The sequence below is a fragment of the uncultured Frigoribacterium sp. genome, from assembly GCF_963515265.1.
In the GTDB taxonomy this organism is placed as follows: Bacteria; Actinomycetota; Actinomycetes; order Actinomycetales; family Microbacteriaceae; genus Frigoribacterium.
Map to the genome: position 1 here is coordinate 1 of NZ_CAUPYL010000063.1, position 12,945 is coordinate 12,945.

General features: G+C 73.9%; 14 protein-coding genes and 1 riboswitch. Of the genes, 6 read left to right on the forward strand and 8 right to left on the reverse strand.

Features of this window, described 5'->3' with window-relative positions:
- Together RWM17_RS07355 and RWM17_RS07360 are read right to left on the reverse strand one after the other, a co-directional pair.
- On the reverse strand, window positions 1-260 hold a 260-nt coding region (locus tag RWM17_RS07355; RefSeq protein ID WP_314102367.1), incomplete at its 3' end, for a DUF202 domain-containing protein.
- A complete protein-coding gene (locus RWM17_RS07360) occupies window positions 257-652 on the reverse strand; it encodes a DUF2256 and DUF3253 domain-containing protein (protein ID WP_314102369.1) in 396 nt (131 codons plus the stop codon). The genes RWM17_RS07355 and RWM17_RS07360, both read right to left, overlap by 4 nt.
- Before the next feature lie 327 nt (window positions 653-979).
- Here RWM17_RS07360 and RWM17_RS07365 point away from each other — a divergent pair, with 327 nt between their 5' ends.
- The 3 genes from RWM17_RS07365 to RWM17_RS07375 all read left to right on the forward strand — a co-directional run bounded on the left by RWM17_RS07365 (window position 980) and on the right by RWM17_RS07375 (window position 4,250).
- A complete protein-coding gene (locus tag RWM17_RS07365; RefSeq protein ID WP_314102385.1) occupies window positions 980-1,471 on the forward strand; it encodes a DUF805 domain-containing protein in 492 nt (163 codons plus the stop codon).
- Window positions 1,472-1,696: 225 nt separating this feature from the next.
- On the forward strand, window positions 1,697-3,034 hold the full coding sequence (locus RWM17_RS07370; RefSeq protein WP_314102371.1) for an MFS transporter: 1,338 nt from the start codon (window positions 1,697-1,699) through the stop codon (window positions 3,032-3,034).
- Between the two features lie 580 nt (window positions 3,035-3,614).
- Complete coding sequence (locus tag RWM17_RS07375) at window positions 3,615-4,250, forward strand: hypothetical protein (RefSeq protein WP_314102373.1); 636 nt, start codon at window positions 3,615-3,617, stop codon at window positions 4,248-4,250.
- 5 nt (window positions 4,251-4,255) lie between these two features.
- On the opposite strand, the gene RWM17_RS07380 is transcribed toward RWM17_RS07375, so the two are convergent.
- The 3 genes from RWM17_RS07380 to RWM17_RS07390 form a co-directional block, all read right to left on the reverse strand.
- Window positions 4,256-5,524, reverse strand: coding sequence for an SGNH/GDSL hydrolase family protein (locus tag RWM17_RS07380; RefSeq protein WP_314102375.1), 1,269 nt, complete (start codon window positions 5,522-5,524; stop codon window positions 4,256-4,258).
- Window positions 5,521-7,215: an ABC-F family ATP-binding cassette domain-containing protein gene (locus RWM17_RS07385; protein WP_314102376.1), complete on the reverse strand. Its 1,695-nt coding sequence runs from the start codon at window positions 7,213-7,215 to the stop codon at window positions 5,521-5,523. The genes RWM17_RS07380 and RWM17_RS07385 overlap by 4 nt, the downstream gene beginning before the upstream one ends.
- Before the next feature lie 246 nt (window positions 7,216-7,461).
- Window positions 7,462-8,232, reverse strand: coding sequence for a hypothetical protein (locus RWM17_RS07390; RefSeq protein ID WP_314102377.1), 771 nt, complete (start codon window positions 8,230-8,232; stop codon window positions 7,462-7,464).
- Window positions 8,233-8,550: 318 nt separating this feature from the next.
- Between RWM17_RS07390 and RWM17_RS07395 the strand changes: the two genes are divergently transcribed.
- Complete coding sequence (locus tag RWM17_RS07395; protein ID WP_123547822.1) at window positions 8,551-8,736, forward strand: PspC domain-containing protein; 186 nt, start codon at window positions 8,551-8,553, stop codon at window positions 8,734-8,736.
- A 53-nt stretch (window positions 8,737-8,789) separates the two neighbouring features.
- Here RWM17_RS07395 and RWM17_RS07400 read toward each other — a convergent pair whose 3' ends face one another.
- The 3 genes from RWM17_RS07400 to RWM17_RS07410 all read right to left on the reverse strand — a co-directional run bounded on the left by RWM17_RS07400 (window position 8,790) and on the right by RWM17_RS07410 (window position 10,230).
- Window positions 8,790-9,251: a DUF2017 domain-containing protein gene (locus RWM17_RS07400; protein ID WP_314102380.1), complete on the reverse strand. Its 462-nt coding sequence runs from the start codon at window positions 9,249-9,251 to the stop codon at window positions 8,790-8,792.
- The gene (clpS, locus tag RWM17_RS07405; protein WP_123547824.1) at window positions 9,248-9,550 is read right to left on the reverse strand and encodes an ATP-dependent Clp protease adapter ClpS; all 303 of its coding nucleotides are present in this window, start codon (window positions 9,548-9,550) and stop codon (window positions 9,248-9,250) included. The genes RWM17_RS07400 and clpS overlap by 4 nt, the downstream gene beginning before the upstream one ends.
- 152 nt (window positions 9,551-9,702) lie before the next feature.
- Window positions 9,703-10,230 (reverse strand): hypothetical protein, encoded by a 528-nt coding sequence (locus tag RWM17_RS07410; protein ID WP_314102382.1) that lies wholly within the window; start codon window positions 10,228-10,230, stop codon window positions 9,703-9,705.
- A 39-nt stretch (window positions 10,231-10,269) separates the two neighbouring features.
- Window positions 10,270-10,354, forward strand: a riboswitch (ZMP/ZTP riboswitch).
- Between the two features lie 63 nt (window positions 10,355-10,417).
- Between RWM17_RS07410 and glyA the strand changes: the two genes are divergently transcribed.
- Window positions 10,418-11,722: a serine hydroxymethyltransferase gene (glyA, locus tag RWM17_RS07415; protein ID WP_314102383.1), complete on the forward strand. Its 1,305-nt coding sequence runs from the start codon at window positions 10,418-10,420 to the stop codon at window positions 11,720-11,722.
- A 299-nt stretch (window positions 11,723-12,021) separates the two neighbouring features.
- Complete coding sequence (locus RWM17_RS07420; RefSeq protein ID WP_314102387.1) at window positions 12,022-12,915, forward strand: bifunctional methylenetetrahydrofolate dehydrogenase/methenyltetrahydrofolate cyclohydrolase; 894 nt, start codon at window positions 12,022-12,024, stop codon at window positions 12,913-12,915.
- The last annotated feature ends 30 nt before the right edge of the window (window positions 12,916-12,945 follow it).

Genomic DNA, 12,945 nt, shown 5'->3' on the forward strand with positions numbered 1-12,945 from the left:
GTGCGGGCCCAGCCGACCCAGGCCTGCACGGGAGCCGCGATCCCGGCCACGATCAGCACGAGCGACGCCGTGAGCCGCAGCCCGGGCTGCAGGCCGAGCCCCAGCGCCTCGAGGGCGACGCCGCCCGCCACGAGCGCGAGCGAGGTGCGCACCCAGGCGAGGAAGGTCCGCTCGTTGGCCAGGCTGAACCGGACGTCGGGCTCCTCCCCCGTCCCGTAGACGCGACGGGGGAACCGGCGGTCGCGGTCCTCGGCGGTCACCGGCCGCCTCCTGCGCGCCGCCGGCGGATGCGGATCGGGCCCTTCGCCGTCGACGGATCGACCACCGAGCCGCCCTGCGTGATGTCGACCTCGCCGGCTGCGACGAGGCGCCGGGCGGCTCGTCGGACGGGCTCCATGAGGTCGCGCCAGGCGTCCTCGTCGTCGGGGGCGATCGACCGGGCGACGTCGGACGGGCAGATCGTCGACGTCGCGGCACGGGCGGCGAGGAGCTCCCGGATGCGATCCTCGAGCTGGCGGTCGAGAGCCGTGACCTTGCGGCGGCGGCAGGCGTCGCTGCAGTACGCGACCTCGTCCCAGTTCGACTCCCACTTCTTGCGCCACTCGATGCGGCGGCCGCACGAGCGGCAGGTCTTCTCGTCGGGCGTGCTCACCCCTCCATGCTGCGCCTCGCGGCTGACGCGTGGCCGACGACCCGACGCGAGGACGACGACCCGACGCGATCTTCCGTGGAGGTTCGTCGCTTCCGCGTCGCTCCCGCGTCGCGACCGCCTCGCCTGCGCGTCGCCCCCGCGTCGCGACCCGCCGGCTGGCCTGCCCTCGACAGAGCGGTCTGCTCTCGCTAGCGTCGAGGGGCGACGGCGCCGACCGAGCCGCCGCACGACCACGACGGCCACGGCCGTCCGACTCGAGGAGGCGCGCGCATCCGACTGCCCGACTCGCTGACCGTCGCCGGCCCCGTCCCCGTCTCGCGGCCCTGGATCGCCTGGGCCCGGGCCGTCACCCGCCTCACCACCACGGGGCGGGCCAGCCGCGCGGAGTTCTGGTGGACGTGGCTGCTGCAGATGGTCGTCGCGGCCGTGCTGCTGATCGCGGTCCCGGTGCTGAGCGGTCAGACCCGCGAGCTCCGACTGCCGACGGGGCCGTTCGGACCCGGGCTGCTCGGCACGGTGCCGGTGTTCTCGTGGAACGACACCTCCGGCGACCCGGCGGACGGCGCCTCCGTCGTCGTCTGGACGGTCTGGTCCGTGCTCACCCTCGCGCCGATGGTCGCCCTCGCGATCCGGCGGCTGCACGACGCCGACCACTCGGGATGGTGGGCACTCGGCGCCGTGCTCGTGCCGGTGCTGTCGTTCGTGGTGCTCGTGCTGCTGGCGCAGCGCTCGAAGACGGCCGGCATCCGCTTCGACCCGGCGCCGGTCGACCGGCCGGGGCCCGAGCCGGCCCTGGCGCCCCCGCAGGGCAGCCGGTAAGATCGCCCACGGTCGTGCGTCACGCGCGGCCCCGGGCGTGCACGACAGCGCGCAGTCGGGATCACCATCCTCCCCGCCGAGCCGGCCCCGCAGCGTCGCTGAACTGCAGCACCGCTGAAGTGCAGCACCGCTGAACTGCAGCACTGCAGCACCGCAGCACCGCTGCCGGAGCCACGGCACCTCGGGTCGAGGGAACGGCGCCCGCCGACTGACCGAGACCCTTCCATGACACCTGCTGCCCAGGGTCGTCCCTCGACGACCTCCACTTCTCCTTCTCCCTCGACCCGCGCCTCCTCGACGGGTCGCCCTGTCACCCCCGCGAAGTTCCCCCTCGCCGGGCTGCTCGCGCTCGCCGTCGCCACGTTCCTCAGCATCTCCGGCGAGATGCTGCCCACCGGTCTGCTGCCCGAGATGAGCGGCGAGCTCGGCGTCAGCGAGTCGAGCATCGGCCTGCTCGTCAGCGTCTTCGCGTTCACCGTGGTGCTCACCAGCACCGGGCTCACGCACCTGACCCGCAAGCTGCCCCGCCACCTCATCGTGGTCGGCCTCATCACGGTGCTCGCGATCAGCGCGGCGCTCACGGCGATCGCGCCGACCTACGAGCTCGTCGTCGCCTCACGGGTGCTCGGCGGGCTCGCGCACGGCATGTTCTGGGCGGTCGGCGGAGCGTACGCGGCCCACCTCGTCCCGCGGGAGCAGGTCGGGCGCGCGCTCGCCGTCGCGATGAGCGGCGGCACGCTGGCGTTCGTGCTCGGCGTGCCGCTCGGCACGGCGCTCGGCCAGGCCCTCGGCTGGCGTGCCGCCTTCGGCATCCTCGCCGGGGCGATGGCCCTCGGCGCGGTGCTCGTCTGGCGGCTGCTGCCGCCTGTCCCGTCGACGCACACGGCGCGGCCCGCAGGCGACTCCGAGGAGGCGCTGGCCGCCTCTACCGCGACGGGCAGCGTCCCGACGCTCACCGGCTCGACGCCGACCGCGTCGCGGCACCTGCCGCCGCCCTCGGTCATGGGCATCGTCTTCAGCTGCCTGATCACGGCCGTGTTCATGGTCGGCCACTACTCGTTCTTCACCTACATCGCGCCGTACCTGCTGCGCTCGACGGGCATCGCGGAGTCGAGCCTCAGCGTCGCGCTCTTCGCGTTCGGCATCGCGGGCGGCGTCGGCCTGCTGATGGTCGGCTGGTTCCTCGGCAAGCGGCCTCGGGTCAGCATCCCCGTCGGCGTGGGCCTCGTGGTGGTCTCCGTGCTGGCGCTGGTGCTGCTCGAGGGTCAGCCGGGCCCCTCCCTCGTGGCCTTCGTGATCTGGGGCGTGACGTTCGGGGCGCTGCCGCCGCTGTTCCAGACGAAGATGCTGCAGGTCAGCCCCGAGAAGCACCGCGACATCGCCAGCGCGTTCTACACGACCGCGTTCAACACCGGCATCGGCGGAGGCGCGCTGATCGGCGCCCTCGTGCTCGACGGGTCGGGGCTCGACACCCTGCCGCTGCTCTACGTCGGCATCGCCGCCGTGGTGCTCGTGGCCGTGGTCGTCACCGACCGCGTGCTGGTCGCCCGCGCGCGCCGCTAGCTGCCCGCCGAGGCCGAGGCCGAGGCCGAGGTCACTGCGTCGCGGACCGCTGGCGACGCCACCGAGCACGAAGAACCTCGTTCCGAACCATGAACCGCGAATATTCGCGGTTCATGGTTCGGAACGAGGTTCATGGTGCAAGGGCGACGTGGGGACGTGGGGACGTCGCCGACGCGAGTTCCGGTGTGCGCCTAGCGGCGGCGACCGGAACCGGCCTGGCCGTTCCCGCCGCCCTTCCGGTTCTGGAACTTGCGGATGATGATGGGGATGAGCAGGGGCGCGAGCCTGCGGAGCAGCGAGGCCATGGGTGACTCCGTATCGTCGGTGGACGCTCGACGGTACCCGCACGCCGCCGCGAAGGCGCACGGGCGGGCACAGGCACCTGCCGACGTGCGCCCAGCGGCCAGGCCAGGCAGCGCAGCGAGGCAGAGCGGCCAGGGCGGTCAGCCCTGCCAGGGCGGGCAGGTCGGCCCCGAGGAGGCGCGCCCCCGTCCCCGGGACCGCCGTCGGAGCCCCTCGGTAAGGTGGCACGGCCCGTCGGCGCAGGGAGCCGGCGGCGAGTCCCCAGGGGGAGACACCCATGACACCGACCATCTCGACGACCCGCTCGCGCAGGGCCGTGGCGACCGCCGCCTCCGGCGCGCTGGCGCTGGCGCTGCTCCTCACCGGCTGCACGAGCGGCGGCGACTCCGACGACGAGGCGAGCCAGGGGGCGACGGGCGGGTCGGGCGGCGGCAGCTCGGCGGCCGCCGGCGACGGCGAGCCCGGCAGCGTCAAGACGTTCGCGTCCTGTGACGAAGTCGGCGAGGTCGTGGGAGACGCGCTGGATGGTCTGGCGCTGCGGGATGAGAGCACGGTCGTCGAAGAGGGCTTCAGTTGCGCCTGGTCCTCCGCTGAGATGAACGAAGAAGGCAATCCAGAGCGTGCCGTCTTCGCCCTGGCTCAGGCACAGGAGTTCGATGCTGACGTCATCGAGGAGCAGGCGAACGCAGTAGCCGCGTCCGGCGAGGTGACACCCGTCGATGATGCCCGTGCCAGCGATGTGCAGGGTCGAGCATTCGTACAGAACGGTGAGACGACGGGCCTGAACGCCAACGGAGGGACCGTTGTGACCCCCCACGGCATCTTCACTGTCACGGCGACGACTCTCCTGACCCTTGAGCCCTCGCTGTCGGGTGAGGAAGCCCTCGACTCCACCTTCGCTCTGATGAACTGACGGGGTCAGCGCCCGAGCACGCCCGTCATGAAGGCGGCGATCGCGCGCTGGCCGGCGTCGTCCGGGTGCAGCCCGTCCGACGAGAGCAGGCTGCGCAGGTCGGTCGTGCCCGAGCTCGCGAGCGCGTCGCCGAGCGACACCGACACGACTCCGGTCTCGTCGACGACCTCGTCGAGCGCGGCGGAGTAGTCGGCGGTCGGCGCCTGCCCGGTGTCGGCCAGGCCGGCCGCGACGGGGAACTCGTCGACGACGACCACCGTGGGAGGCGCGTCCAGCGCCTGCAGGCCCTCGACGACGTCCCGGTAGCCGTCCGCGAACTCCTCGGGGCTGCTGCCCCGCAGGTCGTTGGCGCCGAGCGTGATCGTGACGACGTCGGGCTCGGCCGCAGCGACCGCCTCGAGCCAGCCCGCGAGGTCGTCGGTGAACGTGCCGGTCGTGGCGCCCGACCGCGCCGAGTCGTACAGGGTCACGCCGCGCTCCCGGTCGCCGTCGAAGGCGGCAAGGCCGTGCACGACGACGGGCTCGTCCGAGCGGTCGTCGGCCGCGGCGGTCACCGTGACGGTGTGCGGCCCGGGGTCCAGGCCCCCGACGGGCGTCACCGACGACGACGCGGCCGAGTCGCTGGTGTCGACGCGGCCCTGCCGGGTGCCGTCGACGTCCCATGTGAACGAGCCGCCCCCTCCTGCCCACCAGAGGTCCACGTCGGTGCCCGTCACCGGCCAGCTCACCCGCGCTCCGGGCTCGAGCTCGAGGCTGCGGAAGCCCAGGGCAGGCGAGGTGCCGTCGAGGTCGACGCCGCCCTGCCGGTCGGTCGCCCAGTCGCCCCAGGGGGAGTCGGGCCCGTAGGTCGCGAACACCGCCGGTCGGTAGCCGACGCCGCCCGTGACGCCGTCGACGGGGTGCGCGGCGCGGAGGGCGTCGCGGGTGAGGTCGACCCAGCGGACGTCGACCGAGGAGGCGCCCTGCCCCTCCGTGATCGAGTCGCCGACCGCGAGCCACCGGGCGGACGACCCGTCGACGTCGGCGAGGGCCGCGTCCCAGGCGGCCCAGGCGTCGTCGGAGCCGGCGCTCGTGCCGGTGCCCGCGTCGGGTGCGGCCGAGGCGCTGCCCGTCGCGCCGGACGTCGCGTCGTCGTCCGCTGCGGACCCGCCGGTGCAGCCCGTCAGCAGCAGGGCCACGGAGAGGAGCCCCGCGACGGGGAAGGCTCGTCGCGTCGACGAGCGCCGTGAGCGAGTCGTCGAGCGCGAGCGGGTGGTCGAGGAGGCGCGGGTCACGACTCCGTCACCCGGCCGCCCTCGACGCGCCACTGCCGGTCGAGCCGCACGGTCTGCAGCATCCGCCGGTCGTGCGTCACCAGCAGCAGCGTGCCCTCGTACGATTCGAGCGCCTGCTCGAGCTGCTCGATCGCGGCGAGGTCGAGGTGGTTCGTCGGCTCGTCGAGGACGAGCACGTTGACGCCGCGGGCCTGCAGCAGGGCGAGGCCGGCGCGGGTCCGCTCGCCGGGCGACAGCTCGTCGACGGGGCGCGAGACGTGGTCGGCCTTCAGCCCGAACTTGGCGAGCAGCGTGCGGACCTCGGCCTGGGGCCAGTCGGGCACGAGCGCCTCGAACGCCTCGGCCAGGGGCTCGTCGCCGGCGAGGAGCGCACGCGCCTGGTCGATCTCGCCGACGGCGATGCTGGCTCCGCGGCTGGCGCCTCCTTCGCTCGGGGCCTGGCGCCCCAGGAGCCCGCGCAGCAGCGTCGACTTGCCGGCGCCGTTGGGCCCCGTGATGCCGATGCGGTCGCCGCCGTCGACCTGCAGCGAGACGGGGCCGAGCACGAACTCGTCGCCCGGCTCGCCCTGGCGGAACACCGCGCCGCTGAGCGTCGCGACGACGGCGCTCGACCGCGGCGCGGAGCCGATGGTGAACTCGAGCTGCCATTCCTTGCGGGGCTCGTCGACCTCCTCCATGCGCGCGATGCGGCTCTCCATCTGCCGGACCTTCTGGCCCTGCTTCTCGCTCGACTCGGCGGACGCCTTGCGGCGGATCTTGTCGTTGTCGGGGGCCTTCTTCATCGCGTTGCGGACGCCCTGGCTCGACCACTCGCGCTGCGTGCGGGCACGGCCGACGAGGTCGGCCTTCTTGTCGGCGAACTCGTCGTAGGCCTCGCGGGCGTGACGGCGGGCCGTCTCGCGCTCCTCGAGGTAGGAGTCGTAGCCGCCGCCGAACACCCGGTTCGACGACTGGGCGAGGTCGAGCTCGAGCACCTTCGTGACGCAGCGTGCGAGGAACTCGCGGTCGTGGCTGACGAGCACGACGCCGCCGCGCTGGCCCTGCACGAAGCGCTCGAGCCGCTCGAGGCCGTCGAGGTCGAGGTCGTTCGTCGGCTCGTCGAGCAGGGCGACGTCGAAGCGGCTGAGCAGCAGGGCGGCGAGGCCGACCCGGGCCGCCTGGCCGCCGCTGAGCGAGGTCATCGGGCTGTCGGGGCCGACAGCGCCCTCGGCTTCGGCTTCGGCGCCGAGGCCCAGCTCGGCGAGCACCTGCGGGAGGCGGTCGTCCAGGTCGGCCGCGCCGCTCGCGAGCCAGCGTTCGAGCGCCGTCGAGTACACGTCGGCAGGGTCGAGCCCGTCGGTGCGCGGGGCGGCGCCCACCTCGCCGAGGGCCGAGGCCGCCTCGTCCATCTCGGCGGCGGCCTGTGTGCAGCCCGTGCGGCGGCCGATGTAGCCGGCGACGGTCTCGCCGGGCACGCGCTCGTGCTCCTGCGGCAGCCAGCCGACGAACGCGTCGCCGGGGCTCAGCGTGACGCTGCCGCCCTGCGGCTCGTCCACCCCCGCGAGGAGGCGCAGCAGCGTCGACTTGCCGGCCCCGTTCACGCCCACCACGCCCACGACGTCGCCGGGCGCGACCGTCAGGTCGAGGTCGTCGAACAGGGTGCGGTGCCCGTGGCCGCCGGCCAGGCCCTTGGCCACGAGTGATGCGCTCATCGGACCATTCTCGCCCGGTGTCGGCCGTCACCGCGCCACGGGCGCGATGCCCGTCACCGGCACGACGACCACGACGACCACGACGTAGGCCCGGTTCTTCGCGGGCATCCGCCCAGGGGGCTCGCGTCGGACCCGGTCAAGGGCTGGGCGACGTCACCTCCCGCCTCGACGGCCGTCCGTCCACTCGGCCCGTCACCGTGTCGCGCCCTCGTGGTCGCACGCGTCGTGGCCGTTCACCCGGGCCCCTCACCGCGGCCGTACCGGGCCCCACGGCAGGTCCGGCGTCCGCTCGCCCGTCCGGCTGAAGTGCACGGCGGCGGCGACCGACCGGCGTCGCAGCTCGCGCGCCCCGAGCAGCTGCGGGTACGGCTCGCCCTCGACGGGCACGGTCTCCGTGTCGAGGGCTTCGTGCCACGGCCCCTCTGCGACGTCGTCCGCCTGGAGCACGAAGCAGGGCGTCCCTCGGTCGCGCAGGAGGAACATGCCCGCCGGCCCCCGCCGCAGCTCGACCTGGTAGGCCTGCTGGTCACGCAGCCTCCGGACGGCCTTCTCCAGCAACCGAGGTGACGGGTCGACGGCCTCCCACCGGAGGCGGTCCGTCTCGAGACGGAGGACGGTCCGGCCCGGCACGTCCTCCGGCCGGGTCGGCGGGTCGAACTCGCGGACGGCGCGGGCGTCGGCCCGCGCGCGCAGCACGCCGCCGAGCGTCGCGCCGCAGAACACCCCGGCGGAGGTGGTGAGCACGTTCCACGCCTCGGGCAGGCCAGGCGAGACGGTCGGCACGACGAGCAGCACGCCGACCGTGATCGAGAGACGCACGGCGTCGGGGCGGTGCGGACGGCTGCCGGTCACCACGCCGGCGAACACGGCGACCACCGCCCAGAAGACGACGAGGCCGGGCGTGACGCCGCCGAAGAGGGAGGCGGCGACGCCCACGGGCAGCGCGGCGACGGCGAGCACCAGGCGGTCGACCGACGGGGGCGCGAGCGGCGGTGACGGCGGGAGCGGGCGCAGCACGTCGGCCGGCGGCTGCGCGCGAGGCTCCCGGTGCCGCTCCTCCTGCCGATCGTGCGGCGTCGGTGGCTGATGCTGGTCCGGCGTGCTCCCCACGAATTCCCCCTGGTCGTCCGCCGCGGGTGACGGCCTCGGCGCCTCGATCCTGGCAGTGGTACTCGTCCTGCGCTCGTGTGCCGCACCTCCTCGTTCGTCGAGGGCGGGTGTTCCGGGCCGAGGGCGGGCAGCCAGCGACCCGCCCTCGGCCCGGAGCACCCGCCCTCGACGGAAGCCCGCGGCGAGCCCGACCCGCGGCGAGCCCGATCCTGGCAGGGTGGGCCCATGGCTACCCTCACTCGTCCCCGCCGCGGCAAGGTCATCGCCGGAGTCTGTGCCGCCCTCGCGAACCGCTTCGGCCTCAGCCCGTTCCTCGTGCGGCTGCTCTTCGTGCTGTCGCTGCTGCTGCCCGGCCCGCAGGTCTTGCTGTACCTCGTGCTCTGGGTGGTGTTCCCGAAGGAGGGGCGCTAGCGCCCGCAGGATCGGCGCGGCCCGCAGCGGGTCGGGTCCCGCAGCGCGCGGGGTCAGCCCAGCGTCTGGACCAGGCTCTCCTGCAGGTAGCCGAGCCAGTCGAACACGTCGTGCATGACGACCACGTGCGGGTCGTCGCTCGGCGCCGGCCCGTCGGCCGTCACGCCGAGACGGCTGCCGAGCACGAGCCGCAGGTCGGTCAGCGTCCGCAGCCACGACTGCTGCCCCGCGGCGTCGAGCCGCTCGGCCGTCGGCGCCGCGACGTCGTCGAGCACCCGTCGCGCGTTGGCGAGCTTGCGGGCGGTGAGGTCGTCGGAGGTGAACCTGCGGAACTCGGCCGCCGCCTCCTCGTCGTCGGGGTAGGCGGACGGCAGGAGGCGCGCCACGGCCGGGTCGCCGGGGTCGCCGCCCTCGAGCACGGTGACGAGCTGGGCGACGAGGTCGCCTAGCAGCCGCGCCTCGTGCTCGGGCAGGTCGAGCAGCAGCTCGTCGCCGCGACGCCGGAACGGGATCACTCGTCGGCCTTCGCGACGGTCGCCCAGAGGCCGAAGTCGTGCAGGGCCTCGACGTGCCGCTCCATCGCCTCGCGCGGGCCGGTGGCCACGACGGCGCGGCCGGTCGTGTGCACCTGCATCATGAGGCGCTCCGACTCGGCCGCCGCGTAGCCGAAGTAGCTGCGGAACACCCAGCTCACGTACGACATCAGGTTCACCGGGTCGTCCCAGACGAGCACGACCCAGGGCACGTCGGGCGCGACGAGGAGGCGCTCGCCGGTCTCGGTCCCGGTGCGCGTGTCGTCGAGGGTCTGCGTCACCGCACCAGCGTGCCACGGCTGGCCCGGCAGAACGAACCGTCTGGTCTGTCGGCGCCTCCTCGCGCGCCTCTCCCAGGCCGGCCGTCGCGTCGGCCGCCGCCGGTCGACGGGTCGCGGCGACGCCGGCCGGACGTCCTGCCGGCCGCCGCCGGTCAGCGGGTGGCGACCGACGCCTCCGGCACGTCCAGCAGCTCGCGCACCCTCACGGCCGCGCCGACCGGGTCGGGCACCTCGACGTTGTAGGTGCGCCCGTCGGTCGTCACGACGCGCAGCCCCTGGTCGCCCCGCCGACCGAGGGAGGCGTTCAGCAGCAGCCCCTTGCTCGACCGCGCCCAGCCCTTGACGCCCCAGCCGCCGAAGCTGATCGGGCTCCAGGTGTCGGCCGTGACCGAGACGATCTCCTGACGCGCCACCGACCGCCGGTAGAAGGGCGTGAACGCGAGGAGGAGGCGCGCGCGGTCGGCCCTGACCGTGACGCCCATCGACGCGAGCACCACCGCGACCAGCACGAGCACCAGGGGCCCGACGGTCCGCTCGGAGGTGCTGGCGTCGTCGCCCGGCGCGACCCACGAGAACACGGCGAGGGCGAGCATCACGGCCACCAGCGGCCACCGGAGCCAGCCGGTCATGCCGGTGCGGAACCGGACGTCTGACGAGGAGGTGGCGGTGCGGTCCGGCATCGTCCCAGTCTCGCATCCGCCCAGCCGCCCGAGTTATGATCGACCCGTCGCGACTGGCGTTCAGATGGTCACCATCGGGGAGCGACGCACACACGGTACGTGGCCGTACGCCTGGGCCACCTCACCACCTGAAGAACCGGCACCTCGTGCCGCCCTCGTCCCGTGACCGTGTAGAGAGAGACCCGCCATGACGATCCAGTCAGAGTCCACCGCCAGTGCCGCCGGCCAGAAGCTGCCCTCGACCTTCAACGCCCCGCTCAGCGAGGTCGACCCCGAGATCGCGGCCGTGCTCGAGCAAGAACTGGGCCGTCAGCGCGACTACCTCGAGATGATCGCCTCCGAGAACTTCGTGCCGCGTGCCGTGCTCGAGTCGCAGGGCTCCGTGCTCACGAACAAGTACGCCGAGGGCTACCCCGGCCGCCGCTACTACGGCGGCTGCGAGTTCGTCGACGTCGCCGAGAACCTCGCCATCGAGCGCGCCAAGTCGCTGTTCGGCGCCGACTTCGCCAACGTGCAGCCCCACTCGGGCGCCCAGGCCAACGCCGCCGTGCTGGCGGCGCTCGCCGACATCGGCGACACGATCCTCGGTCTCGAGCTGTCGCACGGCGGCCACCTGACCCACGGCATGAAGCTCAACTTCAGCGGCAAGATGTACAAGGCCGTCGCGTACGAGGTCGACCCCGAGACGTACCTCATCGACATGGACGTCGTCCGTCGCCAAGCGATCGAGCACCAGCCCAAGGTGATCATCGCCGGCTGGTCGGCCTACCCCCGCCAGCTCGACTTCGAGGCCTTCCGCGCCATCGCCGACGAGGTCGGCGCGTACCTCTGGGTCGACATGGCGCACTTCGCCGGACTCGTCGCCGCCGGCCTGCACCCCTCGCCCGTGCCGCACGCCCACGTCGTCTCGTCGACCGTGCACAAGACCCTCGCCGGTCCCCGGTCCGGCGTGATCCTGTCGAACCACGAGCCGCTCTTCAAGAAGCTCAACTCGGCGGTCTTCCCCGGCCAGCAGGGCGGCCCGCTGATGCACGTCATCGCCGCCAAGGCGACCGCGTTCAAGCTCGCGGCCGAGCCCGAGTTCAAGGACCGCCAGGAGCGCACCATCCGAGGCGCCCAGGCCCTCGCCGCACGCCTCATGCAGGCCGACGCGAAGGCGGCCGGAGTCGACGTGCTGACCGGCGGCACCGACGTGCACCTCGTGCTCGTCGACCTGCGCGCCAGCGAGGTCGACGGCAAGCAGGCCGAGAACCTCCTGCACGAGGTCGGCATCACCGTCAACCGCAACTCGGTCCCGTGGGATCCTCGCCCGCCGATGGTCACCTCCGGCGTCCGCATCGGCACGTCCGCGCTCGCGACCCGCGGATTCGACGACGCCGAGTTCGCCGAGGTCGCCGACATCATCGCCGCGACGCTGATGCCCGAGCCCGACATCGCCGCGCTGGCCGCGCGCGTGAAGGCTCTGACCGACGCGTTCCCGCTCTACGCGTGAGCGCGGGCGTGGGCCCGGTCGACGCGACCGGCGCCTCCTCGTCCCCTGAGCCGGCCGGCGCAGCTGACCCTGCGGTTGCGGCTGCGGCTGCGGCTGCGGCTGCTGGTGCTGGTGCGGCTGGTGCCGGGGCTGGTGCGCCCGCTGGAGCGGCTGCGGCTGCCGGCGTCGATGCGGCTGGTGCCGGTCCCGATGCAGCTGCCGGTTCTGGCATCGTGCCCTCCGGTGATGCCGGCGTCGGCGCGGGCCCCTCGTCGGCCGGTGCCGTGGAGGTCGACGTCGACGAGCAGGGACGGCCGCTGATCGCAGGGCCGGGCAGTGCCGTGAAGATCGACGGCACGGCTCTCGCCGCGACCGTCAAGGCCGACGTGCGCGAGCGGGTCGACGCCCTCAAGGCGCGCGGCACGGCGCCGGGGCTCGGGACGATCCTCGTCGGGGCCAACCCCGGCTCGCTCTCGTACGTCGCGGGCAAGCACCGCGACTGCGCCGAGGTGGGGATCGAGTCGATCCGCATCGACCTGCCGGACACGGCCTCGGAGGCCGAGATCCGCGCCGCGATCGAGACGATGAACGCGGACGAGGCCGTGACGGCCTTCATCATCCAGCTGCCGCTGCCCGAGGGCATCGACCCGACGGCGATGCTCGAGCTGATGGACCCCGCCAAGGACGCCGACGGCCTGCACCCCGTCAACCTGGGCGAGCTCGTGCTCGCCGTGCCCGGGGGCAAGGGCTCCATCGACACGCCTCTGCCCTGCACGCCACGCGGCATCGTCGCGATGCTGCGCGCCTACGACGTGCCGATCGCCGGCGCGCACGTGACGATCGTCGGCCAGGGGCTGACGGTGGGGCGTCCGCTCGGGCTGCTGCTGACGCGGCTCGAGGCGACGGCCACGCTGACGCACTCGCGCACGGCCGACGTCGCCGCGGAGGTGCGCCGGGCCGACATCGTCGTGGCCGCCGCCGGGGTGGCCGGCTTGGTGAAGCCCGACTGGGTGCAGCCCGGAGCGACCGTGATCGACGTGGGCATCACGCGTGTCCTCAACGAGGAGACCGGCAAGTACAAGCTGCGCGGCGACGTCGACCCGGGCGTGGCCGCCGTGGCAGGCGCCTTGTCGCCGGTGCCCGGGGGAGTCGGCCCCATGACCCGCGCGATGCTGCTCGCCAACGTGGTGGAGGCCGCCGAGCGCGTGGCCTGAGGCGCTGCGCGCAAGGGGCGGCGCCTGGCG

Bases quoted from the DNA above. Each gene is read 5' to 3' on its own strand.
- RWM17_RS07370 (WP_314102371.1), top strand. From the start codon at position 1,697: ATGACACCTGCTGCCCAGGGTCGTCCCTCGACGACCTCCACTTCTCCT.
- RWM17_RS07375 (WP_314102373.1), top strand. From the start codon at position 3,615: ATGACACCGACCATCTCGACGACCCGCTCGCGCAGGGCCGTGGCGACC.
- RWM17_RS07385 (WP_314102376.1), bottom strand. From the start codon at position 7,215: ATGAGCGCATCACTCGTGGCCAAGGGCCTGGCCGGCGGCCACGGGCAC.
- RWM17_RS07395 (WP_123547822.1), top strand. From the start codon at position 8,551: ATGGCTACCCTCACTCGTCCCCGCCGCGGCAAGGTCATCGCCGGAGTC.
- RWM17_RS07410 (WP_314102382.1), bottom strand. From the start codon at position 10,230: ATGCCGGACCGCACCGCCACCTCCTCGTCAGACGTCCGGTTCCGCACC.
- glyA (WP_314102383.1), top strand. From the start codon at position 10,418: ATGACGATCCAGTCAGAGTCCACCGCCAGTGCCGCCGGCCAGAAGCTG.